Consider the following 22,888-nt stretch of genomic DNA (forward strand, 5'->3'; position numbering starts at 1 on the left):
GTGATTTCCTTGCTATTCCGCGGCCTGCAGCCGGGCCGGTGCGGGACCGAAATCTTCCCGGAAGTGTTTCAGTGCGCTCATCACGGGGTAGGGCGTGAAGCCGCCGAGTGCGCACAGCGAGCCGAATTTCATGGTGTTGCAGAGGTCTTCGACAACAGCGAGGTTTTCCGCCACGCGCTCGCCATTGATGATCTTGTTGATGGTCTCGACGCCGCGGGTCGAGCCGATCCGGCACGGCGTGCACTTGCCGCAGGATTCGACCGCGCAGAACTCCATCGCAAAGCGGGCCTGCTTCGCCATATCGACGCTGTCGTCGAACACCACGATCCCGCCATGGCCGATCAGGCCGTCGCGCGCGGCGAACGCTTCATAGTCGAACGGCGTGTCGAACAGCGCGCGCGGGAAGTAGGCCCCGAGCGGGCCGCCGACTTGAACCGCGCGCACCTCGCGCCCGGTGAAGGTGCCGCCGCCGATCTCGTCGACGAGTTCGCCGAGCGTGACGCCGAAGGCGGTCTCGAACAGCCCGCCATATCTGATGTTGCCGGCGAGCTGGATCGGCATCGTGCCGCGCGAGCGGCCCATGCCGAAATCGGCGTAGGCCTTGGCGCCGTTGTCGAGGATGAAGGGAATCGCCGCGAACGACAGCACGTTGTTGATCACGCTCGGGCGGCCGAACAGGCCCTTATGCGCCGGCAGCGGCGGCTTGGCCCGCACGATGCCGCGGCGGCCCTCGAGGCTTTCCAGCAACGAGGTCTCTTCGCCGCAGACATAGGCGCCGGCGCCGACACGCACCTCGAGATCGAACTCATGGGTGGAGCCGCCGATGCGCTTGCCGAGCAAGCCGGCGCGGCGGGCGACCACGATCGCCGCGTTCATCGCTTCGACCGCGTGCGGATATTCCGAGCGGATGTAGATGTAGCCCTTGGTGGCGCCTACGGTGATACCTGCGATCGTCATGCCCTCGATCACGACGAAGGGGTCGCCTTCCATGATCATGCGGTCGGCGAAGGTGCCGCTGTCGCCTTCGTCTGCGTTGCAGACGATGTATTTGCGGTCGGCGCTGGCCTGCGCCACGGTCTTCCACTTGATGCCGGTGGGGAAGCCGGCGCCGCCGCGGCCGCGCAGACCGGACGTCGTGACGTCGGCGAGGATCTGGTCGGAGGTCAGCGTCAGCGCCCGCTCCAGGCCCTTGTAGCCGCCATGGGCGCGGTAATCGTCGACCGAGCGCGGATCGATCACGCCGCAGCGGGCGAAGGTCAGCCGGGTCTGGCGCTTCAGCCAGGGAATCTCGTCCGTGACCCCAAGCCGCAGCGCGTGCTGACCGTTGCCGGCCATCGCGTCGAGCAGGGGTGGAACGTCCGCCGGCGTCGCCGGGCCGAATCCGACGCGGCCCTGGGCGGTCGCGAGTTCGACCAGCGGCTCCAGCCAGTACAGCCCGCGCGAACCGGTCCTGACGATCTCGATCGGCATGCCGCGCGCTGCTGCGGCCTGCTCGAAGGCGAGGGCGACGTCGTCGGCGCCGACGGCGACCGCGCCGGCGTCGCGGGGAATGAAGATCCGCATTGTCATCGCTGTGCCTCCGCGACCAGCGCGTCGATCCGCGCTTCGTCGAGCCGGCCGACCGCGCGGCCATCCAGCATCGCCGAGGGCGCGGTGGCGCACAGCCCGAGGCAGTAGATCGGCTCCAGCGTCACGCGGTCATCCGCCGTGGTATTGCCCAGGGCAACGCCGAGCTTGGCTTCCGCGCGCGCCGCGAGCGCATCACCGCCGGCGGCCTGGCAGGCCTCGGCGCGGCACAGCTTGAGGACGTGGCGGCCCGCAGGTTGCTTCCGGAAATCATGGTAGAAGGTGAACACGCCGTGCACCTCGGCGCGCGACAAATTGAGCGCCTCCGCCACCATCGGGATCGCAGGCTCCGGCACGTAGCCGAAGGCCTCCTGCAGTGCGTGCAGGATCACCAGCGTGGCGCCTTCGAGCCCGGCATGCTCGGCGATGATTTCAGCGCCGCGCGCCTTGTCCCAAGCTTCGTATCCCACCGTCATCAGCGCTTCTCACGATCAGTTTTTTGCTTCGCACATGAGAGTTGGAATCCTTCGAAACATCAATAAAGCTGTCTCATGCGGCGATTGCGAAACGCGATTAATAGCGCTGTCGAATGGATCGATGCGGGATCGTAATAATGTTCTGGAATCACGCACTTCCGGGGCGCTTTGGATTTCGGGATCGCACCCCGATCGTGCTACCTATGGACGTGTTGGGCTGCCGCTTGGGGCGCCGTTTTCCGAAGGGATTTGAACCTTGATCGACAAGCTGGAACTTCTGCTGGCGCTGGCCAAGGAACGGCACTTTGGCCGGGCTGCGGAGGCGTGCGGCGTCACCCAGCCGACGATGTCGACCAGTCTCAAGCAGCTCGAGGAAATCCTCGGCGTCATGCTGGTGCAGCGCGGATCCCGCTTCCAGGGCTTCACGCCCGAAGGGGAGCGGACGCTGGACTGGGCGCGGCGCATCGTCGGCGATGCGCGCGCGATGAAGCAGGAGATCAACAGCCTCAAGGACAAGCTGTCGGGCGAGATCCGGATCGCGGCGATCCCGACCGCGCTCGGCATGGTGGCCTCGCTGACCACGCCGTTCCGGGCGCGCCATCCCGACGTGCGGTTCCGCATCCAGTCGTGCACGTCGGCCGATGTGCTCGGTCTGCTTGAGAATCTCGAGGTGGATGCCGGGCTGACCTATATCGAGAACGAGCCGATCGGCAAGGTCCGCACCATCCCGCTCTATAACGAGAGCTATCGCTTGCTGACGGCGCCGGATGCGATGTTCGGCGACCGCAAGCAGGTGACGTGGAAGGAAGTCGGCACCGTGCCGCTCTGTCTGCTCACGCCCGACATGCAGAACCGCCGCATCATCGATCGCGCGCTGACCTCGGTCGGCGCGGAGGCGACGCCGACGCTGACGTCGAACTCACTGCTCGTGCTCTACACCCACGTGAAGACCGGCCGCTGGGCCAGCGTGATGCCGGCCAAGCTCGCCGAGACGCTCGGCCTTGCGGATGCCGTGCGCAGCATTCCGATCGTCGATCCGGTCGTGGACTACAGCATCGGCCTCGTGATCCCGCAGCGCGATCCGATGACGCCGCTGATCGCAGCCTTGGTGCAGGTCGCACGCGAGGTCGCGCCGACGCTCGAGAGCGCGTAGCTCTCGGCATTCCTTTGTAGCCTTTCCGCCACGGTTCCGGCACAGCAGCAACCGACCACGCGTTGTGTGCTTGCGTTGAAGCAAGTCCTGGTGTTCAGCCGGCGGACAATACTCGCAGCAAAGATGGAACTCAGCGCCGGTTCGGCGGTTGCATTGCGGCGTCCCGGTCAGCGAGCAGGAGCTGCTTTGAATCGTCGCCAGTTACTCCACGGATCGGCCGTATTGCCGACACTCATGTTCTTGCCACAGCGCCAGGCCGCCGCCGCAGCGAGCGCGACGGACGCACCCTTCAACCCAGGCATGGTCAGGGAGCTTGCGCGCAATCTCGCCGGCAAGTCGTTCGAGGCGCCGGACGAGAAGTTGCCGAACGGCCTGACGGACCTGAACTACGACCAGTACCGCTCGATCCGCTTCACGCCCGAGCGCGCGCTGTGGCGCGGCGCGAAGCTGCCGTTCGAGGCGCAGTTCTTCCACCGCGGCTTCTTCTACAAGAACAAGGTCAAGATCTTCGAGGTCGCCGACGGCAAGGTCAGCGAAGTCAAGTACAGCAAGGACATGTTCACGTTCGGCGAGACCGTACCTGACTTCACCGAGACCGATCTCGGCTTTGCCGGATTTCGCATCCACGCGCCGATCAACAAGCCGGACTACTATGACGAGGTCTGCGTCTTCCTCGGCGCGAGCTATTTCCGCGCCGTCGCGAAGGACGAGACCTACGGCCTGTCGGCGCGCGGCCTGTCGATCGATACAGGCGAGGCCAAGGGCGAGGAGTTTCCGTTCTTCAAGGCGTTCTGGCTCGAGCGTCCCGTGCCCAACGCGACCTCGCTGGTCATTCACGCCTTGCTCGACAGCAAGAGCTGCGCGGCAAGCTACCGCTTCACGATCAGGCCTGGAGCGACCACGGTGTTCGATGTCGAGGCATCGCTCTATCCGCGTGCCGATCTCGAGCACGCGGGCCTTGCGCCGATGACGAGCATGTTCTTCTTCGGGCCCAACGATCGCAACGAGGTCGACGACTTCAGGCCGTCGGTGCACGATTCGGACGGGCTTGCGATCTACAACGGCAAGGGCGAGAGCCTGTGGCGCCCGCTGAGCAATCCGCGCGACCTCCAGATCAGCACGTTCCAGGACGTCAATCCGCATGGCTTCGGGCTGATGCAGCGCGAGAAGAATTTCTTCGCCTATCAGGACATCGAATCGCGCTTCGAGAAGCGTCCGAGCTTGTGGGTCGAGCCGATCGGCGACTGGGGCGAGGGCGCGGTCATCCTGTTCGAGATCCCGACCAAGGAAGAGATCCACGACAACATCGCCGCGTTCTGGCGGCCCAAGGCGCCGCTCAAGGCCAAGAGCGAGACCAATTTCACCTATCGCCTGCATTGGGGGCCGGACGCGCCGAAGCCGCATTCGCTCGCGCGCTTCACGCGCAGCGGCATCGGCGCGCATGGCGAGAACAGCAAGCTGTTCGTGCTCGACCTGTTCGGGGGCAATCTGAAGGGGATCGATCCCGGCAGCGTCAAGGGCGTCGTGACGGCCGAGAAGTCCGAGATCACGAATGTCGTCACGCAGCCAAATCCGAATACCGGCGGATGGCGGCTCAGCTTCCAATGCGCCGTCAAGAAGGACCCGGTCGAGCTGCGTGCGCATCTGGCGCAGGATGACAAGCCGCTCTCCGAGATCTGGGTCTATCGATGGGCGCCATAGTCACGTCGCCTCAGTCCGACGTCGCCGCGGAGGCCGACGGCTTCCTGCCACAAGAGAGCCCGCTTGCGATGTCGGCGGCCGATCTCGGCCGGCCGCCGCATGCGGTGAGCACGCCGGTGTCGGTCGGCGCGGGCATGTTGATGCGCCGCGCGTTCGTCCTGATGCTGACGGCGGCGCTGACCGGTGCCGGCGCCTACGAGATGTACATGGTGGTCCAGGTCGGCGGCGTGACGATCATGGAAGGCATGGTGCTGGTGCTGTTCGTCGCGCTGCTCGCCTGGATCGCGTTTTCGTTCGCTTCGGCGCTCGCCGGCTTCTTCGCTCTGCTTCGCCGCAACGGCAACGCCTTGCCGATCCGCGACGACGGTCCCTTGCCGCAGCTCGCGAGCCGGACCGCGGTCCTGCTCCCGACCTACAACGAGAATCCGCATCAATTGATGGCGCGCCTGCGCGCCATCTACGAGTCCGTCGAGGCGACCGGGCAGGGCGACAGCTTCGACTGGTTCGTGCTCAGCGACACCCGCGATCCCGATATCTGGATCGCCGAGGAGAGGGCGTTTCTCGAATTGTGCGAGGCCTGCGGCGCGCAACGGCTGTTCTACCGGCATCGCGCCGACAATACGGCGCGGAAGTCCGGCAATGTCGGCGAGTGGATCACGCGGTTCGGCGGCGCCTATCGGTTCATGATCGTGCTCGACGCCGACAGCCTGATGTCGGGCGACACCATGGTGCGGATGGCGCACGCCATGGAGACCAATCCGCAGGCGGCGCTGCTGCAGACGCTGCCGGTCATCGTCAATGCGCGCAGCCTGTTCAGCCGCCTGCAGCAGTTTGCCGGCCGGCTCTACGGGCCGATGGTCGCGGCCGGTGTCGCGTGGTGGCACGGCTCCGAGGGCAATTACTGGGGGCACAATGCCATCATCAGGATCGAGGCATTTGCGGAGCAGGCGGGGCTGCCCGAGCTCTCCGGACGCAAGCCGTTCGGCGGACATATCCTGAGCCACGACTTCGTCGAGGCGGCGCTGATGCGGCGCGCCGGCTGGGGCATCTACATGGCCCCGATGCTCGGCGGCAGTTTTGAGGAGGTGCCGCCGTCGCTATTGGATTTTGCCGCGCGCGACCGCCGCTGGTGCCAGGGCAATCTGCAGCATCTCGCCGTGCTGAGGACGCGCCGGTTGCATTGGATCTCGCGGCTGCATTTCATGACCGGGATCGGCTCCTACATCACCGCGCCACTCTGGCTGTCGTTCTTGCTGCTCGGAATCCTGATCTCGTTGCAGGCGCGCTTCATTCGGCCCGAATATTTTCCGAAGGGTTTTTCGCTGTTCCCGAACTGGCCGGCGCAGGACCCGGTGCTCGCCGCCTGGGTATTTGGCCTCACCATGGCGCTGCTGATCGTGCCGAAGCTGCTCGGCTTCATCCTGTTGCTGACGCGCTCGGATACGCGCCGGCAATTCGGCGGCGGGTTCCGGGCGCTGACGGGCGTGCTCGTCGAGGTGCTGATCTCGGCGATGATCGCGCCGGTCATGATGGTGTTCCAGTCGATCGCCGTCGTCGAGATCCTGCTCGGCCGGGACGCCGGCTGGCAGACGCAGCGGCGCGACGACGGCGCGGTCGAGCGGCGGGAGTTGTATCGGAAGTATGGCGTTCCCACCGCCTGCGGTGTCGCGATGGCGATAAGCGCCTGGGCGGTGTCGCTGCCGCTGTTGCTGTGGATGTCGCCGGTGATCGTTGGCCTGCTGTTTGCGATTCCGATCGGCGCCTGGACCGCCCGGCCGGCGATGCACGCGCTGTTCGTGACGCCGGAGGAAGCTAAGCCGCCACGCGTGCTGGTCCGCGCCAATGAGCTGGCGGCGTCGCCGGCACACGCATCGGCCCCTGCGCTCGCGACGTTGCGGCAGGATTCCGGGCTGTTGCAGCGCCATCTCTCGTCGCTGCCGCCGGCGCGGCGCGGCGGTCCGGGCGAGATCGATCTTCATCTCGCGGTGGCGCGTGCGCGGATCGAGGCAAGCGACAGCTTCGACCAGGCGGTCCGCCATCTCACGCCTCGCGAGACGTTGGCCGTGCTCGGTGATTCCGCGCTGCTGGAAGGGGTGCTTGCGAAGTAGTGGGGGGCGTCAGGCCGCTTCCGGCAGCTTCGTCTGCAGGGACCGCGGATCGCGCGGCAGCGTGACGCGGACGACGGTGCCGACGCCGAGCTTGGAGCGCAGCCGCATCGAGCCGCCGTGCAGATTGGTGAGCGAGCGCGCGATCGCAAGTCCGAGACCGGAGCCCTGGTAGCTCTTGGTGAGCTGGCTCTCGACCTGCTCGAACGGCTTGCCGAGCCGGCGCAGCGATTCCGGCGCGATGCCGATGCCGCTGTCGGCGATCAGGAGCACGATCGAGTCATCCAGCATCTGGCCGCGCACCAGCACGCGGCCGTGGTCGGGCGTGAATTTCACTGCATTGGAGAGCAGGTTGACGATGATCTGCTTGACCGCGCGGCGGTCGGCGACGACCGAGATCGTGCTTTCGATATCCGACTCCAGCGACAGTCCCTTGTGCTCGGCGCGGCCGGAGACCACGCGCAGCGACTCCGCGAGGATGCCGGAGAGATCGAGCGGCTCCATGTCGAACTTCATGCGGCCGGCCTCGATCTTCGACATGTCGAGGATGTCGTTGATGACCTCGAGCAGGTATTTCCCCGACGTCAGGATGTCGTGGCAGTACTCCGCGTATTTGTCCGAGCCGAGCGTGCCGAACAGGCCGCTGCCCATGATCTCGGAGAAGCCGATGATGGCGTTGAGCGGGGTGCGCAGCTCATGGCTCATATTGGCGAGGAATTTCGACTTCGCGGCGTTGGCGTCCTCGGCGCGAGTCTTCTCCTGCGAATATTTTTCGGCGAGGTCGGCAAGCTCGACGGCCTGCCGCTCCAGTTCGGATTGCGAGCGCTGCAGGTCGATCACCGTGGCGCGCAGGCGCAGGTCGTTGTCGACCAGCTTCTGCTCGTGCGCCTTGATGCGGGTGATGTCGGTGCCGACCGAGACGTAGCCGCCGTCCTTGGTGCGGCGCTCGCTGATGTGCAGCCAGCTGCCGTCGTCGAGCTGGGCCTCGAAGGTGCGGGCGCCGGGCGCCGGCACGCCGCTCTCGTGCAGGCGGGTGCGCACTTCCGGCATGCTGCCGACCTCGATCACGGTCTCGTAGGAGGTGCCGGGGCTGACGGCGGAATCGGGCAGCTTGTGCAGCCGTTGGAAGTGCGAGTTGCAGAGCACGAGACGATCGTCGGCATCCCAGAGCACGAAAGCCTCGGGAATGGTCTCGATCGCGTCGCGCAGCCTGAGATCGGCTTCCACCGACTTCTCGGCGAGACTTTTCTGCTCGGTGATGTCGACCGCGATGCCGATCAGGTGCAGGCCGCCGTCGGCGGCGGCGTGGCTGAGCTCGCAGCGCACCCGCAGCCAGATCCAGTGGCCGCCGACATGGCGCATGCGGAAGCTCTGGTCGATGTGATCGATCTTGCCCGAGATCAGCTGGTCGGCGATGTCGAACAGGTTGATGTCGTCGGAATTCACCAGCGCGTTGACCTCGCCGAAGGTGAGGAGGTCGTTGCGGGTGTCGAGGCCGAGCAGGGTGAACATCGACTGCGACCAGAAGATCCGGCCGCGCGACAGGTCCCAGTCCCACAATCCGCAGCGGCCGCGGTTGAGCGCGGTGTCGATCCGGCCGCGCACGGCGTCGTTGATCAGGTCGCCCTCGCGGGCGCGGGTCGATTGCCAGTGGAATGCGAAGCCGAGGATCAGCACGACGAAGCTCGTGGTCGCCGACAGCGTCACCGAGAGTGCCGCGTCCGATCCCCAGATCGGCTCGTTCATCTCCTGGATGACGACGACCTGGCCGGGCAGCGACTTGACGAGCTGCGAGATCGCCAGCGCGCCGGTGCCGCCGGGCAGCGTCATGTCGCTGACCGTGCCCTGCTGGCCGGGCGCGACGAGCAGTTGCGCGGTGGAGACGATGTCGAGGATGCGGTCGTTCTCGCCGGCGCCGTCGACCGGCACGCGCGCCAGCACGCGGTGATCGGCGCCGGTGATGATGACGTGGCGGCCATAGGCGATGCCCCAGGACGGGATCAGGTCCGGCAGCAGTTCCTGCATCCGCTCGATGCTGGCGAGCCGGTCGCGCCGCACCGAGGTCAGGCGATCGAGACGTTCGGCGAGGATGTCGGACAGTGCAGCAAGGTCGCGCTTCATCGCGCCGCGCTTCTGCCGGTTCTGGTCGATCACCTGGACGAAGGCGCCGAGGCAGATCGTGATGAGGAAGGCGATGATGAGCGTAGGGACAGCGCGGCGCAGTGCAGGCTCGGCCGTCAGGAGCCTGTGATAGGCCGGTTTCGCGATCGACTGCGCCAATCCCTTGATCGAATCGGATTGGACGCACGCGTTCGCTGCATGCGCGCGCGCCATGCCTGAGACCCCCGCTCTAAGCTGATTTTTTACCCGGTTCGGATGCTCCCCACGATGCATCCGAATCATGATCATTTGAATCCAGATTTCCGGGACTGTCGAGAGTCAACGATTCGTTAATGCGAAAAAATTCTTGTCCCGGGAAGAATCATGCGGTGCAAAGCGAGTCCGAAACGGGAACGGTTCCGTAGAATTACGCGCGCGTCGGCTCTGCGTGACTGATCACACGCTTCACGGTGGGGAACGCACGACGCAGTTTGCGTTCGATCTCGTCGACGCTTTCGTGCACCTTGATCACACTCATCGAAGGCCGCGCGCGGCAATGGAAGTTGACGACCTCGCCGGCGTCGGTGTTGCGGACCCGCACATTGTGGATGTCATGGATCGCGTCGCCATCGGCAAAGCCGGTCAGCGCCGCCTTGATGGCTTCGACGCGGTCCGGCGCGGCGTCGGTTCCCCACGGCAGTTCCGGCTCGAGCGGCTCGATATGGGTGTCGACCTCGACGTCCTCGCCGAAATCCTCGCGGATCGCGCGCTCGAGCCCGTGGGCGATGTCGTGCGCTGCGTCCAGCGCCATGTCGCTGTCGACCTCGAGGTCGATGCCAACGATCAGCTTGCCGCCGATGTCGTGCACCGTGACGTGGTGGATGGCGAGGCCGGAATTGCGCGCGATCACCATGATGCGCTCGCGCACGCTCTCATTGTCGCGCGCCACCGGCACCGCGGTGAAGGTAAGGTCGGCGTCGCCGAACGTCTTGGTCACCGCCGCCTGCGCCCGGCGCTTGATGTCCTCGACGCGGTCGATCGGGTAGGTGCGCGGCACCTTGGCGATGGCATCGATGAAATGCGTCGCGCCGACCATGCGGACGCGCAACCGGTCGACATCGACCACCCCCGGCACGGCCTTGATGGCGGCGGTGGCCTTCTCCAGCGCGCCTTCGGGCGCGCGGTCGAGCAGGGTCTCGACCGTCTCCCGCGCCATGCGCAGGCCGAGCAGGGCGATCATCACCGCGACCGCGATCGCCGCTGCGGCATCGCCCCACCAGAAGCCGAAGCCGGCGAGCACCAGGCCGACGATGACGGCGGTCGAGCCCATCACGTCGGAGGCGAAATGCAGCGCATCGGCGGCCAGCGCCTGGCTCTTGGTGTCGCGCGCGGCGCGGTGCAGCGCGCGGGCCCGCCACAGATTGACGCCGATATCGATGACCAGAACGACAAAGGGAATGGCCGAGATCGACGGCGGCGGCGCGCCCTCGCGCAGATGGCTGTAGGCCTGCACCAGGATGCCGCCGGCCAGCACATAGAGCAGGGCGATGATGCCGAGCGCCGAGACGCTCTCGAACTTGCCGTGTCCGTAATGATGCTCGGCGTCGGCCGGCTGGTCCGACACCCGCACCACCGCCCAGGTGATGATGGTGGCGACCAGGTCGATCGACGAGTGCAGCGCCTCCGAGATCAGCGCCAGCGATCCGATCGCGATGCCGACCACGAACTTCGCCACCGCCATGCTGCCGCTGGCGAGGATCGAGATCGCGGCGACCGATGTCTTGGTGGAGGGTGCGCTGGTGCTGGAAGAGCTCATGGGCGGCGGTTTAGCAGGGAGTTGGTGAACATCAAGTGTCGTTGATGAAACGCAATCGCCACTCAGTTGCAATTGCAGGATTTTGCCAAAATCACGCGGTCGTCCCGGCGGGAAGCCAGAATCCACAACCACAGGGTTGTGTGGTTGAAGTGAGCTGTGGCAACCGCATCGCGTCATGACTCGCATTCGGGGTAATGGGTCCTGGCTTCCGCCAGGACGACGCTGGATGTGTTGCGCGACGTGTCAACCGAACATCTGCGTTCTCGCGGCGCGTTTCGCCCGAGCTTTGCAAAATCGTTTCGCCACGACACAAGAGGGCGCAGGGAATGCCGGGTGCGCGCTGCACCGCCCGTCGTGTCGAATGGGTAACTCATGCCGCCATCTCGACGCGTAACGTAGGATGGGTAGAGCGCAGCGAAACCCATCATCTCGGCGTGCGGATGCAATCGATGGGTTTCGCTGCGCTCTACCCATCCTACGAGCTAATGATCCAAAGCGGCCCTTGCCATTTAAGGACCGATTGGTCTATATATCGGCAATGAGCCGCCAAACCACCATGCAGGCGCCCCGTGGCCGCCCGCGAAGTTTCGACGTGGACGCCGCCATCGAACGCGCGATGAATGTGTTCTGGTCGCGCGGCTATCACGCCACGGCACTCCCGGACCTGCTGAGTGCGACAAAACTCTCGCGCGGCAGCCTTTATGCCGCTTTCGGCGACAAGCACTCGCTGTTCCTGCGCGCACTCGATCGCTACATTGCCGATGCCCTGACCCGGATGGATGACGAACTCGATCCCCGCAGAGATCCGGTCGATGGCCTGCGGGCCTACCTTGCCGGTTACGTTGAGCGCACGTGCGGTGCCAATGGCCGGCGTGGCTGCCTGTTGGTGGCGACGGCGATGGAGCTGGCTGGCCAGGATGCCGAGGTTGGTCGTCGCTTCGCGAGCTTCTTCAAAACCATGGAGACCAGGGTGGCGGACGCATTTTCCCGTGCGGAGACCGCGGGCAGATTGGCCGATGGCGTCGAGCCTTCGAGTGCCGCCCGAATCCTGATCTGTTTCCTTTGGGGGCTGCGCGTGGTCGCAAAGACGGCTCCGGCACGTACCACGTCGCAGGCCACCGCTGACGCGCTGCTCGATCGCTTCATCAAATAAGCAACTGTTGGAATGACCCTTGATGTCCTCTGGACGTCTGCGCGATCGGTACGCCCATATATGGACCGATCGGTCTCGAAAGGAAGGATGCGATGTCTGCCATCCAGATCATTTGCGCGGTGGCCGTTCCCTTGCTCTGGGGTTATCAGTTCGTGGTCATCAAGGTCGGCGTCACCGAGTTTCCGCCGCTGTTCTTCCTCGGACTGCGTTTCCTGGCCATCGCGCTGCTGCTTGTTCCGTTCGTCAGAAGGCCGACACGCCAACAACTCGGCCCTGTCTCAGCTATTTCGGTTTTCCTCGGCGGACTGAACTTCGGACTGTTCTATGTCGGCCTTGGGCTCGGCTCGGGGAGCATGTCGGCGGTCGCCTATCAACTCGCCCCGCCGTTCACCGTGCTGCTCGCCTGGCCGCTGCTCGCGGAGCGGCCGTCGCTCGTCACATCCGCTGGCGTGGTGCTGGCGTTCGTCGGCGTGGTGGTGCTGGCGGCGGGGCCGGGGCTGTCGGCAAACGTGCTGCCGCTGCTGCTCGTGGTTGCCGCGGCGTTCGCATTCGCGGTGTCCACCGTCCTGACGAAACGCTACGGCCCGTTTGATCCCCTGATGCTGATGGGGTGGTCGTCGCTGCTCACGGTGCCGCAGGTGATGTTGATGTCGCTGTTGCTGGAATACGGACAGCTGGCGAGCCTTGGCACTGCGGATCAACGGGGCTGGCTGGCGCTCGCCTACACCGTCTTCATCGGCGGCATTGTCGGGTTCGGCCTGTGGTTCTGGCTGATCGCCCGCTGCTCCATGGCCCGTGTCGCGCCCTTCGGTCTGCTGCTTCCGGTGTTCGCTTTGATCTCGAGCGTGCTGTTCCTTGGCGACCAGGTGACGCCGAAACTGGTTGTCGGCGGACTGCTCGCGATCTCCGGCGTCGCCATCACACAGGTCAGACCGGGTGCGAAGTCGGACCAGTCGTAGCGCTCGCAGGGACGGCATTTCGGCCGTAGCCGATGCTTCGCTTCCGCAACAGGGAACCCCCTTCGGTCGGTCGTCCGTTTGCGTAAAATGCGAACGGTTCGCCGCCGCCAGGACGCGAGCGTGTGCGGCAAAACAGCGCTCTCTCGGCATGGCCGGTGCGCGGCGCCTCGCCTCAGAGCCGGCCATCGCGGCATGCAGGGCTACTCGGAGCGTGATTTCGCGCGCCAGACATCTTTTTTGACCGCTCAGCCCGCAGCGTTGGTGTGCAGCTTGTGCCAGAGCGCGCAGCCATGCGGACGGATGCTGCCGGACATGTTTCGACGTCGCAACTTCGGGTGGAACGATTGCCCTCTGGGCGTGTTTGGCGGCGATGCTCTCGGTGCTCAGGGAGTGGACCAATATCCAATGCAGAAGGAAGAGGCCACATGAGGAGCGTTTTCGCGAAGGCGTCAATCCTCGGGCTTGTCAGCGCGGGGCTGATCGGTACGGCTGCGGCACAGACTCAAGATTTGCGCAATGGCGCGGCCGATGCGACCAAGCAGGCAAATTCGGTCTTGCTGAAACAGCTGCCGTTTAACGACACCTCCGATTTCGACGCCGCGAACAAAGGCTTCATGGCCGCGCTGCCTTCCGAGGCAATTAAGGGAAGCACGGGCAACGCGATCTGGAACCCGCAGCAGTACGGCTTCATCAGCGACGCGACGGCCCCCGATACGGTCAACCCAAGCCTGTGGCGACAATCCCGGCTGATCAACATCTCCGGCTTGTTCGAGGTGACCGACGGCATCTATCAGGTCCGCAATCAGGACCTGTCGAACATGACGATCATCGAGGGCAGCGAGGGCATTACAATCGTCGATCCGCTCGTGTCGGCAGAGACGGCAAAGGTGGCGCTCGACCTGTACCGCTCGAAGCGCGGAAACAAACCCGTCAAGGCCGTGATCTACACCCACAGCCACGTCGATCACTATGGTGGTGTGCGGGGCGTCACCAGCGAGGACGACGTCCAGTCCGGCAAGGTCAAGATCTACGCGCCGGATGGATTCCTGGAGGCTGCGGTCGCCGAGAACGTCATGGCTGGCACCGCGATGAGCCGGCGCGCCAGCTACATGTACGGCAACCTGCTCAAGGCGGATCCGAAAGGTCAGGTCGGCGCGGGTCTCGGCACCACGACCTCGGCAGGCACGGTCACGCTCATCGCGCCGACCAACATCATCAAGGAAACCGGACAGAAAGAGAAGATCGACGGCTTGACCTACGAATTTCTGATGGCGCCCGGTTCGGAAGCGCCGTCGGAGATGATGTGGTTCATCGAGGAAAAGAAGGCGATGGAATCCGCCGAGGACGCGACCCACACGCTGCACAATACATATTCGCTTCGCGGCGCCAAAATTCGCGAGCCGCTCCCCTGGTCGAAGTACCTCAACCAGGCGCTGGTGATGTGGGGCGACAAGGTCGACGTGGTGTTTGCGCAGCATCACTGGCCGACATGGGGCAATGACAAGGTGGTCTCACTTCTGGAGAGCCAGCGCGACCTTTACCGCTTCATCAACGACCAGACCTTGCGCATGGTCAACCACGGCATGACGATGCGCGAGATCGCCGACGGATTCAAAATGCCTGACAGCCTCGCCAACGTCTGGGCAAACCGTGGTTACTACGGCTCGATCTATCATGACGTGGCCGCCACCTATGTTCTTTATCTTGGCTGGTTCGACGGCAACCCGGCCACCCTGCACGAACTGCCGCCGGTCGAGGCGAGCAAGAAGTACGTCGAGTTCATGGGCGGCAGCGACGAGGTTCTGAAGAAGGCCAAGGCTTCCTACGACAAGGGCGAATATCGCTGGGTGGCTCAAGCCGTCCACCACGTCGTGTTCGCCGATCCCGACAATCAGGCCGCCAAGAATCTCGAAGCCGACGCGCTCGAGCAGCTCGGCTATCAGGCCGAGTCCGGACCGTGGCGCAACTTCTACCTGACCGGCGCCCAGGAGCTGCGCAACGGTGTCGCCAAGCTGCCGACGCCGAACACCGCGAGCCCCGATACGGTGCGCGCGATGTCCGCAGATTTGTTCTTCGACTATCTCGGGGTTCGCCTCAACGCGGAGAAGGCCGGCAACGCGCATGCGAAGCTCAACTTCGAGTTCGGCAAGGACGGCAACTACTTCGTCGAACTGAAGAACGGAGTGCTGAACCACACGGCGAACATGAAGTCCAACAATGCCGATGCGACGGTCGCGTTGTCGCGGGATACGCTGAACAGCATCATCCTGCAGCAAACCAGGTTTGATGATGCCATCTCGGCCGGCGCGGTGAAGGTCAGCGGAGACCAGACCAGGCTGCGCGATCTCGTGTCGTATCTCGACACGTTCGACTTCTGGTTCAATATCGTGACGCCGAACCAGACGGCTCAATCCGCCACGACGGGGCGAGGGGGAACGTCGCGATAATCATACGATAATCATACGGTCAAGCGGCGCGGAGCACTTGCTTCGCGCCGCTTCGCTATGCGCACCTTCGCCGAAGATCGCGCGGATTTCCGCGATCGAGCGGGTGCGGAAGGTGACGATACACTCCTCACGCGCTGTCGAAGACAGCTCCATTCAGTCATTTTGCTGACGCAATCTCTGTTTTAGTCGAGCGAGAAACTGAAAAACACGGTGTGAGGGCCGCCCAGGTCTTCACGATGGTTCCACCGCCGGAACTGGCACGAATCCGCAAGGAATTGGCACGCGCTAACGCCTCCGCGTTCGCTTGACCATGTTTTGCGGCATCGGGAACCGGACGATCGAAGAAAATCAATCAAGGAGTTATGATGCTGTTCGGCTCGAGCGCCGCGATTTGCGGCGCCCTGGTTGCGCTCGCCTTTTCTGGCACCGCTGCTCGAAGTGAAATCGCTGCGGTTCATTCAAGCGCCGTCGTCAATGCCGCGTGTGGGGATGCAATCGTTGGCGCGGCATCCATGTACAATCCGTTCAAGCCCGGCAAGGAGGAGGGCGGTCCGAGCACAGCCTCCGGCGAGCGCTATGATCACTCGGTCTGGGCGGCTGCCATCAAGACGAGTCTGCGCCGGAAGTTTGGTGGGGTCCAATTTGGCGCGAGGCCGAAATATGCCCTCGTCGAGGCCGTCGGCAAGAAGGTCATCGTGAAGATAAATGACGTGGGGCCACTCAAGCCTGGCCGCATCATTGACCTCAATGAGCGGACGATGCGCTATTTCGATCCAAGCCTGGAGCTCGGAGTCATCAGTGGCGTCAAGGTCAGCCCGCTTGCGGGGGACTATTGGATTCCCGGGCCCGTTGGCTGATCCGCCCTTTGCTCGCGGTGACGATGACAATCGCCGGAGGCTGCTGCTACAGCGTCACCACGATCTTGCCGAGGTGCTTGTTGGCTTCCATGTGTTCGAACGCCTTGCCGATGTCGGCGAATTTGTAGACCTGGTCGATCGGCAACTGCAGCTTGCGTGCCTCGACCGCGGGCCAGATGTCCTTGCGCACCTCGTCGAAGATCGCGCGGATTTCCTCGATCGAGCGGGTGCGGAAGGTGACGCCGATATACTGGATGCGGCGCGCCGCGTGCAGGTCGAAGTTGAAGTCGCCGTGGGTGCCGCCAAGCCGGCCGACATTGACGATGCGGCCCTTGACCTTGGTCGCCTTGAGGTTCTGGTTCGCGACCGGTCCGGAAACCTGGTCGACGATCAGGTCGACGCCTTCGCCTGATGTCGCCTTCAGCACCTGATCGACCCAGCCGGGATCCTTCGAGTCCACCGCGAGATCGGCGCCGAACTCCTTCAGTCGGCCGCGACGCATCGCGTCGGTCGATGAGCCCACCACGAGCTTGGCGCCCTTCAGCTTGGCGATCTGCATCGCCATCAGCCCGACGCCGGAGCTTGCGCCCTGGATCAGCACGCTCTGGCCCGGCTGCAGCGCGCCGTTGGTGACGACGGCGTTGTGCATGGTGGCGAGCGCGACGGGCAGGGTTGCGGCCTCGTCGAAGTTCATGTTGGAGGGCGCGCGGAACAGTCGGCCGTGATCGGCCAGCGTGTATTCTGCGAATGCCGCGCCGCCGGAGCCCATGATCTTGTCGCCGACCTTGACGCCTTTGGCATCGGGGCCGAGCTCGGCGACCTCGCCGGCCCATTCCATGCCGAGCACGGTGCCGACGCCGCCGGCCGCGCCGTGGACATGGCCCTTGGTCATGCCGAGATCGGCGCGGTTCAGCCCGCAGGCATGAACCTTGACCAGCACCTGGGTGCCCTTCGGCACGGGCTTCGCAACGTCGGTGATTTCAGGGCCGTTAGGGCCGTAGACATAGGCTTTCATGGGCTTCTTCTCGTTTGTGTCTAACGCGAGATGACTTGAATTCCGTCATCCTGAGGTGGCCGCTTTTTCAGCGGCCCTCGAAGGATGGACGGCCCGGCTGGTGGCCGTTGACCCTTCGAGACACGCTTCGCGCTCCTCAGGGTGACGGATAACACTCGTGCTCCGCTCCGGCCTATTCCGCGGCTTGGCGCTTGCCGCCAGACATCATCGCTTCCAGCCGTTCGCTGATGATGGCTTCCGCTTCGTGGACGATGCGCGACACCAGCTCGGCGCAGGACGGAATGTCGTGGATCAGGCCCTGCACCTGGCCGGCCGACCAGATGCCTTCGTCGGCATCGCCCGACGCGTAGACCATCTTGCCGCGGGCGCCGGCGACCAGCTCGCGCACATCCTCGAACTTGGCGCCTTCCTTCTCCATCTGCACGACCTTGGTCGAGATCGCGTTCTTGGCGACGCGCGAGGTGTTGCGCATGGTGCGGAAGATCAGCTCGGTCTCGCGCTCGTCATTGGCGACGATGCGTTCCTTCACCAGCTGATGGATCGGGCTCTCTTTGGTGCACATGAAGCGCGTGCCCATGTTGATGCCTTCGGCGCCGAGCGCGAGCGCTGCGACCAGGCCGCGCGCATCGCCGAAGCCGCCGGAAGCGATCATCGGGATCTTCACCTTGTCGGCGGCGGCGGGGATCAGGATCAGGCCGGGGGTGTCGTCCTCGCCGGGATGGCCGGCGCATTCAAAGCCGTCGATCGAGATCGCGTCGGCGCCCATCCGCTCGGCGGACAGCGCGTGGCGCACGCTGGTGCATTTGTGCAGCACCTTGATGCCGTGCTTCTTGAACTCGTCGACATGTTCCTGCGGCTTGTTGCCGGCGGTCTCGACGATCTTGATGCCGCTCTCGATGATGGCCTGGCGATACTCGGCATAGGGCGGCGGCTTGATCGCGGGCAGGATGGTCAGGTTGACGCCGAACGGCTTGTCGGTCAGCTCGCGGCAGCGCGCGATTTCCTTGCGCAGATCGTCCGGCGTCGGCTGCGTCAGCGCGGTGATCATGCCGAGCGCGCCGGCATTGGCGACGGCGGCAACCAGCTCGGCGCGCCCGACCCATTGCATGCCGCCCTGCACGATCGGGTGGTCGACGCCGAACATTTCGGTGAAACGTGTCTTGATCATTCTGCCCTCGTTTCCATCAGGATTTTCCGTGTCGCGGACGGCGGCGCACGGTGTTGTTATGGATGTCGAGGGGAAGGATGCAGTCCTGTCCGGCAATTGTCTACCGGCGACCTGCGGCGCGCCCATGCGGAAATGACAGGCCGCGGCGGTCGGGCGAGGGCGGGACGGAAATCTTTCGTCATCTGTTCAGGCGCTGGTGATCGAACACGCAGCGCCTGGCTGAGAGCAAGGCAAAGCAGGCGCTTGTTACGCCGGCACGGCGTCCTTCTTCGACGCGGCGGTCTCCTCGTCGAATGCGGCGGCGATGTCGCGCATGCTGACGACGCCGATCAGGCTGTAATTGTCGATGACGGGCACGTGGCGAATGTGGTGCTTGGTCATGAGATGACGGATGTGCTCGAGCGTGTCGCTCGATGTGCACGACACCAGCTGCTGCACCGACACGAACTGCGACACCTTCATGCTTGCGCCCGCCGCACCGTGCTCGGCGATCGCGCGCACCACGTCGCGCTCGGTGAACATGCCGACGGCGGTGTTACCCTCGGTGCGAACGACATCCTTGACCACGAGCGCGCTGATATTGCTGGCGCGCATCAGTTGCGCGGCGATCGCCACCGTCTCGTTCATGCGCACCGTGGCGACGCGGGGGGTCTTCTTGCGCAGGATATCTCCGACTTGCATGGCAACCTCCTGGGTTATCGTTGACTGGAGTCTGGTATACAAAATGCCAATTGTCAACGTGGCTGTCACAGAAATCTACCATCAGCAAAATGCTTAAATAGGCAGGTTTGCTGACATTTCCGACAATTGTGAGCGGCCGTGGGCGGCGCGGGCGATCTGCCGCACTAAGCGTGGTGGCATCTGGCATCCCTGAGCTGGCAAAAAAGAGAAGAGGCGCACCGAAATGCGCCTCCATCAGTCTCCGGGGAAATGTCGGGACCAAGCGGTCCTGATCAGGTGGTCTTTAGCCAAGCCGTCTTGTTAAGCCGTCTTGTTAAGCCGTCTTGGCGCCCGTCGCGGTCTCTTCCGCGGCGGCAGCCTCGTTGCCATTGATGAAGGCGCGGCGCATCGGCTTGATCACGAACAGCGCCATCAGCGCCGCGGTGGCGTTGAGGGCGACCGCGATCACGAACACCGCCTGCCAGCCATAGCTGGCGGCAACGATGCTGGCGGCAGGCACCAAGAGCGCTGCGGTGCCCTTCGCGGTGTAGAGCATGCCGTTGTTGGTGGTCGCGAACTTCGAGCCGAAGGTGTCGCCGCAGGTCGCCGGGAACAGCGAGTAGATCTCCCCGAACACGCCGAAATAGACCGCGGTCGCCAGCACGAACACCACCGGGTTGTGACCCCAGGTGGATAGCGTGAGCAGCATCAGCGCGCCGGTGCCGAACGCAATGAACATGGTGTGCTCGCGGCCGATATTGTCGGACACCCAACCGAAGAACGGCCGTCCGAAACCGTCGAAGATGCGGTCGAGCGAGATCGCAAAGGTCAGCGCGGCCATCTGGAAGCCGGCGAGCGTGACCGGCGTGTTCGCGATCTTGTAGTCGTGCGCGATCGGCGCGATCTGCGCCGCCGCCATCAGGCCGCCGGCGGCGACCATCACGAACACCAGATACATCACCCAGAAGATCGGGCTGCGCAGCACCTGCGGCGGCGTGAAGTCGACCTTGGTCTGCGGCAGATTGAGCTGCTTCTTCTTCGGCGGGATCGAGACCGCGGGCGGCTGGATGAAGAAGGCGAGCAGGAAGACGATCAATCCCTGTCCGATGCCGAAATCGAAGAACGCGGTCTGATAGCCGCTCGCGGCGATCATCTTTGCAATCGGCACCACCGTGAGCGCGGCGCCGGCGCCGAAGCCGGCCGCGGTTGCGCCGGCGGCGAGGCCGCGGCGATCGGGAAACCACTTCAGCGCGTTGCCGACGCAGGTGCCGTACACCGCACCGGCGCCGATGCCGCCGAACACGGCGGCGGTGTAGAGCAGGGCGAGCGAGTCGGCATAGGAGTTCAACACCCAGGCGAGCGCGATCATGATGCCGCCGAACATGATGACGAGCCGCGGGCCGTATTTGTCGACGAACCAGGCCTCGACCGGCACCAGCCAGGTCTCGGTCACCACGAAGATCGTGAAGGCGAACTGGATCGCCGCGCGGCCCCAGTGATGCGCGCCGTCGATCGGATCGACGAACAGCGTCCAGCCATATTGCAGGTTCGCGATCATCGCCATGCAGACGATGCCCATGACGAGCTGCAGCCAGCGGAAGCCGCTGGACGAAGGTTGAGCTTGTGTGACGGCAGTATTGCTGGAAACCATCAAGTCCTCCCGAGCGCGCTGGTCTTGTGACCGAGTGTCGCAATTATTGTGGCGTCGCAAGCGCCCGGCGGAAGTTGGTATACTATATTCCAGAAAGCAAGCCCTTCATTCCGCTGCAACGCAGCAAATCTGACATTCGACGCGCCGGTCCAGACGGCATCTCGTGGCCAGCCAAAATGAAAAGCGCCCGGCTTTTGGCCAGGCGCTTCGCAGGCTGTGGTGAGGCGGTTGCTCAAGCCGTAGCCGATTTCGCGACCACGATTTTTCGCCAGGGCTTGAGCAGCATGATCGCGAGCAGCGAGGCGAGGATGTTGGCGCCTGCCGCGATGATGAACACCTTGTCCCAGTTGCCCGACGATTGCTGCATGTAGTTGGCGATCGGCACCAAGAGCGCCGCGGTGCCCTTCGCGGTGTAGAGCAGGCCCGCATTCGTGGTGGCGAACTTGGCGCCGAACGTATCGGTGCAGGTCGAGGGGAACAGCGAGTAGATCTCGCCCCAGGCAAAGAACACGAAGCCCGAGAGCAGCACGAACCAAACCGGGTCGTGTCCCCAGAGGTAGAGCATCCAGATGCCGATGCCTTCCATGCCGAAGGCGATGAACATCGTGTTCTCGCGGCCGATCATGTCGGAGATCCAGCCGAAGAACGGACGCGTCAGGCCGTTGAGGACGCGGTCGATGGTTGCCGCGAAGGTGACGGCCGTCATCGTCACCGCCATCAGCGTGACCGGCACGCTGTCGACCTTCCAGTCGACCGCGATCGGCTTCAGGTTCGCCGTCACCATCAGGCCGCCGGCGCCGACGATCACGAACATGAAGTACATCAGCCAGAAGATCGGCTGCCGCAGCACTTCGGTCGGCTGATAGTTACGCCGGGTCTGGATGATGTTGGCGTTCGCCACGACGGCCGGCACCTGTCCGGCCTTCGGCGCCAGCAGGAAGAAGGAGAGCAGCACGATGATGATGCCCTGGCCGAGACCGAAATACAGGAAGGTGGTCTGGAAGCCGGAGTCCTTGATCATCGCCTGGATCGGCGCGACCGTGAGCGCCGAGCCTGCGCCGAAGCCGGCAGCGGTGATGCCCGCGGCAAGTCCGCGCTTATCCGGAAACCATTTCAGCGCGTTGCCGACGCAGGTGCCGTAGACGCCGCCGGCGCCGATGCCGGCGATGATCATGCCGAGATAGTAGCCGTTCAGCGACGTCGCCTGGGCGTTGATCGCCCAGCCGAGTGCGCAGAGGATGCCGCCGACCAGCACGACGATGCGCGGACCGTATTTGTCGACAAACCAGCCTTCGACCGGCACCAGCCAGGTCTCGAACAGCACGAACAGCGTGAAGGCCCATTGGATCGATGCGCGATCCCATCCGAATTTCTTCTGGATGTCGGGGACGAAGAATGTCCACCCGTATTGATAATTTGCGATCATCACCATCGCGGCGACGCCGATCGCGAGTTGCATCCAGCGATAGGTGTCGCTGACACGCGCGGCCGCTGGGGCCGCAGTTGCCTGAACCATGTCCGACATAGATCCTCCCAGTGCGCCCCTTGTCGTTGCTTATGAGCGCGCGATGGCTATCTTGGTATCCGATATGCCAAGGTTCAAGCTGTCGCAGGGGCAGCGCGCGCTTATGCCGCACAGGACTCAGCCCGGGCACCCCGGGAGAGTAGTTCAGCGCGCAAGGAAATGGCCCCGAAAATCGGGGCCATTGGTCGAAGGTTCAATGTCCGGTCGCATCTTGCGACGAAAGCTGCATCCGGCGGAGAGCGCCGGAAATCCCTTGGCTTAGAGGCCGAAGCGCGGCAGGTCGCCGTTGCGATTCGAGATCTCCGCGCTCTTCATCAGCAGGCGGTCGATCGAGGCCAGCAGGCGGCCGAACAGGGTGGAGGAGGGCGCGAGCGTCAGTACAGTGGTCTTGGACATTGGTGTCCCCTTTCCTTGGAGGCCAGCAATGGGCCGGCTCATCATCTGCAGCCAAATTATGTATACCAGATGCCAGATACAACGGACTTGTTTGCATAGCAGCATGCACGACTGTGCAATGCAGCAAAATCGGCTGATCG

The 22,888-nt window shown here is 64.2% G+C and carries 17 protein-coding genes; 7 read left to right on the top strand and 10 right to left on the bottom strand.

Annotation, left to right across the window (positions count from 1 at the left end; all coding sequences use genetic code 11):
- Positions 1-12 precede the first annotated feature (12 nt).
- A complete protein-coding gene (locus ACVMIH_RS00850) occupies positions 13-1,569 on the bottom strand; it encodes a formate dehydrogenase beta subunit (RefSeq protein WP_456814168.1) in 1,557 nt (518 codons plus the stop codon).
- Positions 1,566-2,042, bottom strand: coding sequence for a formate dehydrogenase subunit gamma (locus ACVMIH_RS00855; RefSeq protein WP_456860397.1), 477 nt, complete (start codon positions 2,040-2,042; stop codon positions 1,566-1,568). The genes ACVMIH_RS00850 and ACVMIH_RS00855 overlap by 4 nt, the downstream gene beginning before the upstream one ends.
- A 256-nt stretch (positions 2,043-2,298) precedes the next feature.
- Here ACVMIH_RS00855 and ACVMIH_RS00860 point away from each other — a divergent pair, with 256 nt between their 5' ends.
- From ACVMIH_RS00860 to mdoH, 3 genes are all read left to right on the top strand, one after another.
- Positions 2,299-3,195, top strand: a complete 897-nt coding sequence (locus ACVMIH_RS00860) for a LysR family transcriptional regulator (protein WP_018270739.1) — start codon at positions 2,299-2,301, stop codon at positions 3,193-3,195.
- Positions 3,196-3,429: 234 nt separating this feature from the next.
- Positions 3,430-4,896, top strand: a complete 1,467-nt coding sequence (locus tag ACVMIH_RS00865) for a glucan biosynthesis protein G (RefSeq protein ID WP_456860399.1) — start codon at positions 3,430-3,432, stop codon at positions 4,894-4,896.
- The gene (mdoH, locus tag ACVMIH_RS00870; RefSeq protein WP_456860401.1) at positions 4,884-7,004 is read left to right on the top strand and encodes a glucans biosynthesis glucosyltransferase MdoH; all 2,121 of its coding nucleotides are present in this window, start codon (positions 4,884-4,886) and stop codon (positions 7,002-7,004) included. Before ACVMIH_RS00865 ends, mdoH begins: the two co-directional genes overlap by 13 nt.
- Before the next feature lie 9 nt (positions 7,005-7,013).
- Here mdoH and ACVMIH_RS00875 read toward each other — a convergent pair whose 3' ends face one another.
- Together ACVMIH_RS00875 and ACVMIH_RS00880 are read right to left on the bottom strand one after the other, a co-directional pair.
- Positions 7,014-9,335, bottom strand: coding sequence for an ATP-binding protein (locus tag ACVMIH_RS00875; RefSeq protein ID WP_456860403.1), 2,322 nt, complete (start codon positions 9,333-9,335; stop codon positions 7,014-7,016).
- Positions 9,336-9,528: 193 nt separating this feature from the next.
- Positions 9,529-10,917, bottom strand: coding sequence for a cation diffusion facilitator family transporter (locus tag ACVMIH_RS00880; RefSeq protein ID WP_456860405.1), 1,389 nt, complete (start codon positions 10,915-10,917; stop codon positions 9,529-9,531).
- Between the two features lie 556 nt (positions 10,918-11,473).
- Between ACVMIH_RS00880 and ACVMIH_RS00885 the strand changes: the two genes are divergently transcribed.
- From ACVMIH_RS00885 to ACVMIH_RS00900, 4 genes are all read left to right on the top strand, one after another.
- On the top strand, positions 11,474-12,070 hold the full coding sequence (locus ACVMIH_RS00885; protein WP_456866352.1) for a TetR/AcrR family transcriptional regulator: 597 nt from the start codon (positions 11,474-11,476) through the stop codon (positions 12,068-12,070).
- Positions 12,071-12,162: 92 nt separating this feature from the next.
- The gene (locus ACVMIH_RS00890) at positions 12,163-13,029 is read left to right on the top strand and encodes a DMT family transporter (protein WP_076833340.1); all 867 of its coding nucleotides are present in this window, start codon (positions 12,163-12,165) and stop codon (positions 13,027-13,029) included.
- A 425-nt stretch (positions 13,030-13,454) separates the two neighbouring features.
- Positions 13,455-15,476, top strand: coding sequence for an alkyl/aryl-sulfatase (locus ACVMIH_RS00895; protein ID WP_456860407.1), 2,022 nt, complete (start codon positions 13,455-13,457; stop codon positions 15,474-15,476).
- A 362-nt stretch (positions 15,477-15,838) separates the two neighbouring features.
- On the top strand, positions 15,839-16,333 hold the full coding sequence (locus tag ACVMIH_RS00900; protein ID WP_194295413.1) for a septal ring lytic transglycosylase RlpA family protein: 495 nt from the start codon (positions 15,839-15,841) through the stop codon (positions 16,331-16,333).
- A gap of 46 nt (positions 16,334-16,379) precedes the next feature.
- Here ACVMIH_RS00900 and ACVMIH_RS00905 read toward each other — a convergent pair whose 3' ends face one another.
- The 6 genes from ACVMIH_RS00905 to ACVMIH_RS00930 all read right to left on the bottom strand — a co-directional run bounded on the left by ACVMIH_RS00905 (position 16,380) and on the right by ACVMIH_RS00930 (position 22,748).
- Positions 16,380-17,348: a zinc-binding dehydrogenase gene (locus ACVMIH_RS00905; protein WP_456860409.1), complete on the bottom strand. Its 969-nt coding sequence runs from the start codon at positions 17,346-17,348 to the stop codon at positions 16,380-16,382.
- A gap of 172 nt (positions 17,349-17,520) precedes the next feature.
- Entirely contained in the window at positions 17,521-18,516 is a 996-nt protein-coding gene (locus ACVMIH_RS00910; protein WP_456827259.1) for an NAD(P)H-dependent flavin oxidoreductase, read from the bottom strand.
- A 246-nt stretch (positions 18,517-18,762) separates the two neighbouring features.
- The gene (locus ACVMIH_RS00915) at positions 18,763-19,197 is read right to left on the bottom strand and encodes a CBS domain-containing protein (RefSeq protein ID WP_028331534.1); all 435 of its coding nucleotides are present in this window, start codon (positions 19,195-19,197) and stop codon (positions 18,763-18,765) included.
- A gap of 313 nt (positions 19,198-19,510) precedes the next feature.
- Positions 19,511-20,827: an oxalate/formate MFS antiporter gene (oxlT, locus tag ACVMIH_RS00920; protein WP_456827260.1), complete on the bottom strand. Its 1,317-nt coding sequence runs from the start codon at positions 20,825-20,827 to the stop codon at positions 19,511-19,513.
- A 232-nt stretch (positions 20,828-21,059) separates the two neighbouring features.
- On the bottom strand, positions 21,060-22,352 hold the full coding sequence (oxlT, locus tag ACVMIH_RS00925; protein WP_076833351.1) for an oxalate/formate MFS antiporter: 1,293 nt from the start codon (positions 22,350-22,352) through the stop codon (positions 21,060-21,062).
- A gap of 258 nt (positions 22,353-22,610) precedes the next feature.
- Positions 22,611-22,748 (bottom strand): hypothetical protein, encoded by a 138-nt coding sequence (locus ACVMIH_RS00930; RefSeq protein ID WP_167350443.1) that lies wholly within the window; start codon positions 22,746-22,748, stop codon positions 22,611-22,613.
- Positions 22,749-22,888: the final 140 nt, after the last annotated feature.

The organism is Bradyrhizobium sp. USDA 4503, assembly GCF_054055815.1.

Coding starts and splice junctions, on each gene's coding strand:
- ACVMIH_RS00930 (WP_167350443.1), bottom strand. CDS start 22,748: ATGTCCAAGACCACTGTACTGACGCTCGCGCCCTCCTCCACCCTGTTC.
- ACVMIH_RS00895 (WP_456860407.1), top strand. CDS start 13,455: ATGAGGAGCGTTTTCGCGAAGGCGTCAATCCTCGGGCTTGTCAGCGCG.
- ACVMIH_RS00905 (WP_456860409.1), bottom strand. CDS start 17,348: ATGAAAGCCTATGTCTACGGCCCTAACGGCCCTGAAATCACCGACGTT.
- ACVMIH_RS00855 (WP_456860397.1), bottom strand. CDS start 2,042: ATGACGGTGGGATACGAAGCTTGGGACAAGGCGCGCGGCGCTGAAATC.
- ACVMIH_RS00890 (WP_076833340.1), top strand. CDS start 12,163: ATGTCTGCCATCCAGATCATTTGCGCGGTGGCCGTTCCCTTGCTCTGG.
- mdoH (WP_456860401.1), top strand. CDS start 4,884: ATGGGCGCCATAGTCACGTCGCCTCAGTCCGACGTCGCCGCGGAGGCC.
- oxlT (WP_076833351.1), bottom strand. CDS start 22,352: ATGTCGGACATGGTTCAGGCAACTGCGGCCCCAGCGGCCGCGCGTGTC.
- oxlT (WP_456827260.1), bottom strand. CDS start 20,827: ATGGTTTCCAGCAATACTGCCGTCACACAAGCTCAACCTTCGTCCAGC.
- ACVMIH_RS00910 (WP_456827259.1), bottom strand. CDS start 18,516: ATGATCAAGACACGTTTCACCGAAATGTTCGGCGTCGACCACCCGATC.
- ACVMIH_RS00865 (WP_456860399.1), top strand. CDS start 3,430: ATGTTCTTGCCACAGCGCCAGGCCGCCGCCGCAGCGAGCGCGACGGAC.
- ACVMIH_RS00915 (WP_028331534.1), bottom strand. CDS start 19,197: ATGCAAGTCGGAGATATCCTGCGCAAGAAGACCCCCCGCGTCGCCACG.
- ACVMIH_RS00875 (WP_456860403.1), bottom strand. CDS start 9,335: ATGGCGCGCGCGCATGCAGCGAACGCGTGCGTCCAATCCGATTCGATC.
- ACVMIH_RS00885 (WP_456866352.1), top strand. CDS start 11,474: ATGCAGGCGCCCCGTGGCCGCCCGCGAAGTTTCGACGTGGACGCCGCC.
- ACVMIH_RS00880 (WP_456860405.1), bottom strand. CDS start 10,917: ATGAGCTCTTCCAGCACCAGCGCACCCTCCACCAAGACATCGGTCGCC.
- ACVMIH_RS00850 (WP_456814168.1), bottom strand. CDS start 1,569: ATGACAATGCGGATCTTCATTCCCCGCGACGCCGGCGCGGTCGCCGTC.
- ACVMIH_RS00900 (WP_194295413.1), top strand. CDS start 15,839: ATGATGCTGTTCGGCTCGAGCGCCGCGATTTGCGGCGCCCTGGTTGCG.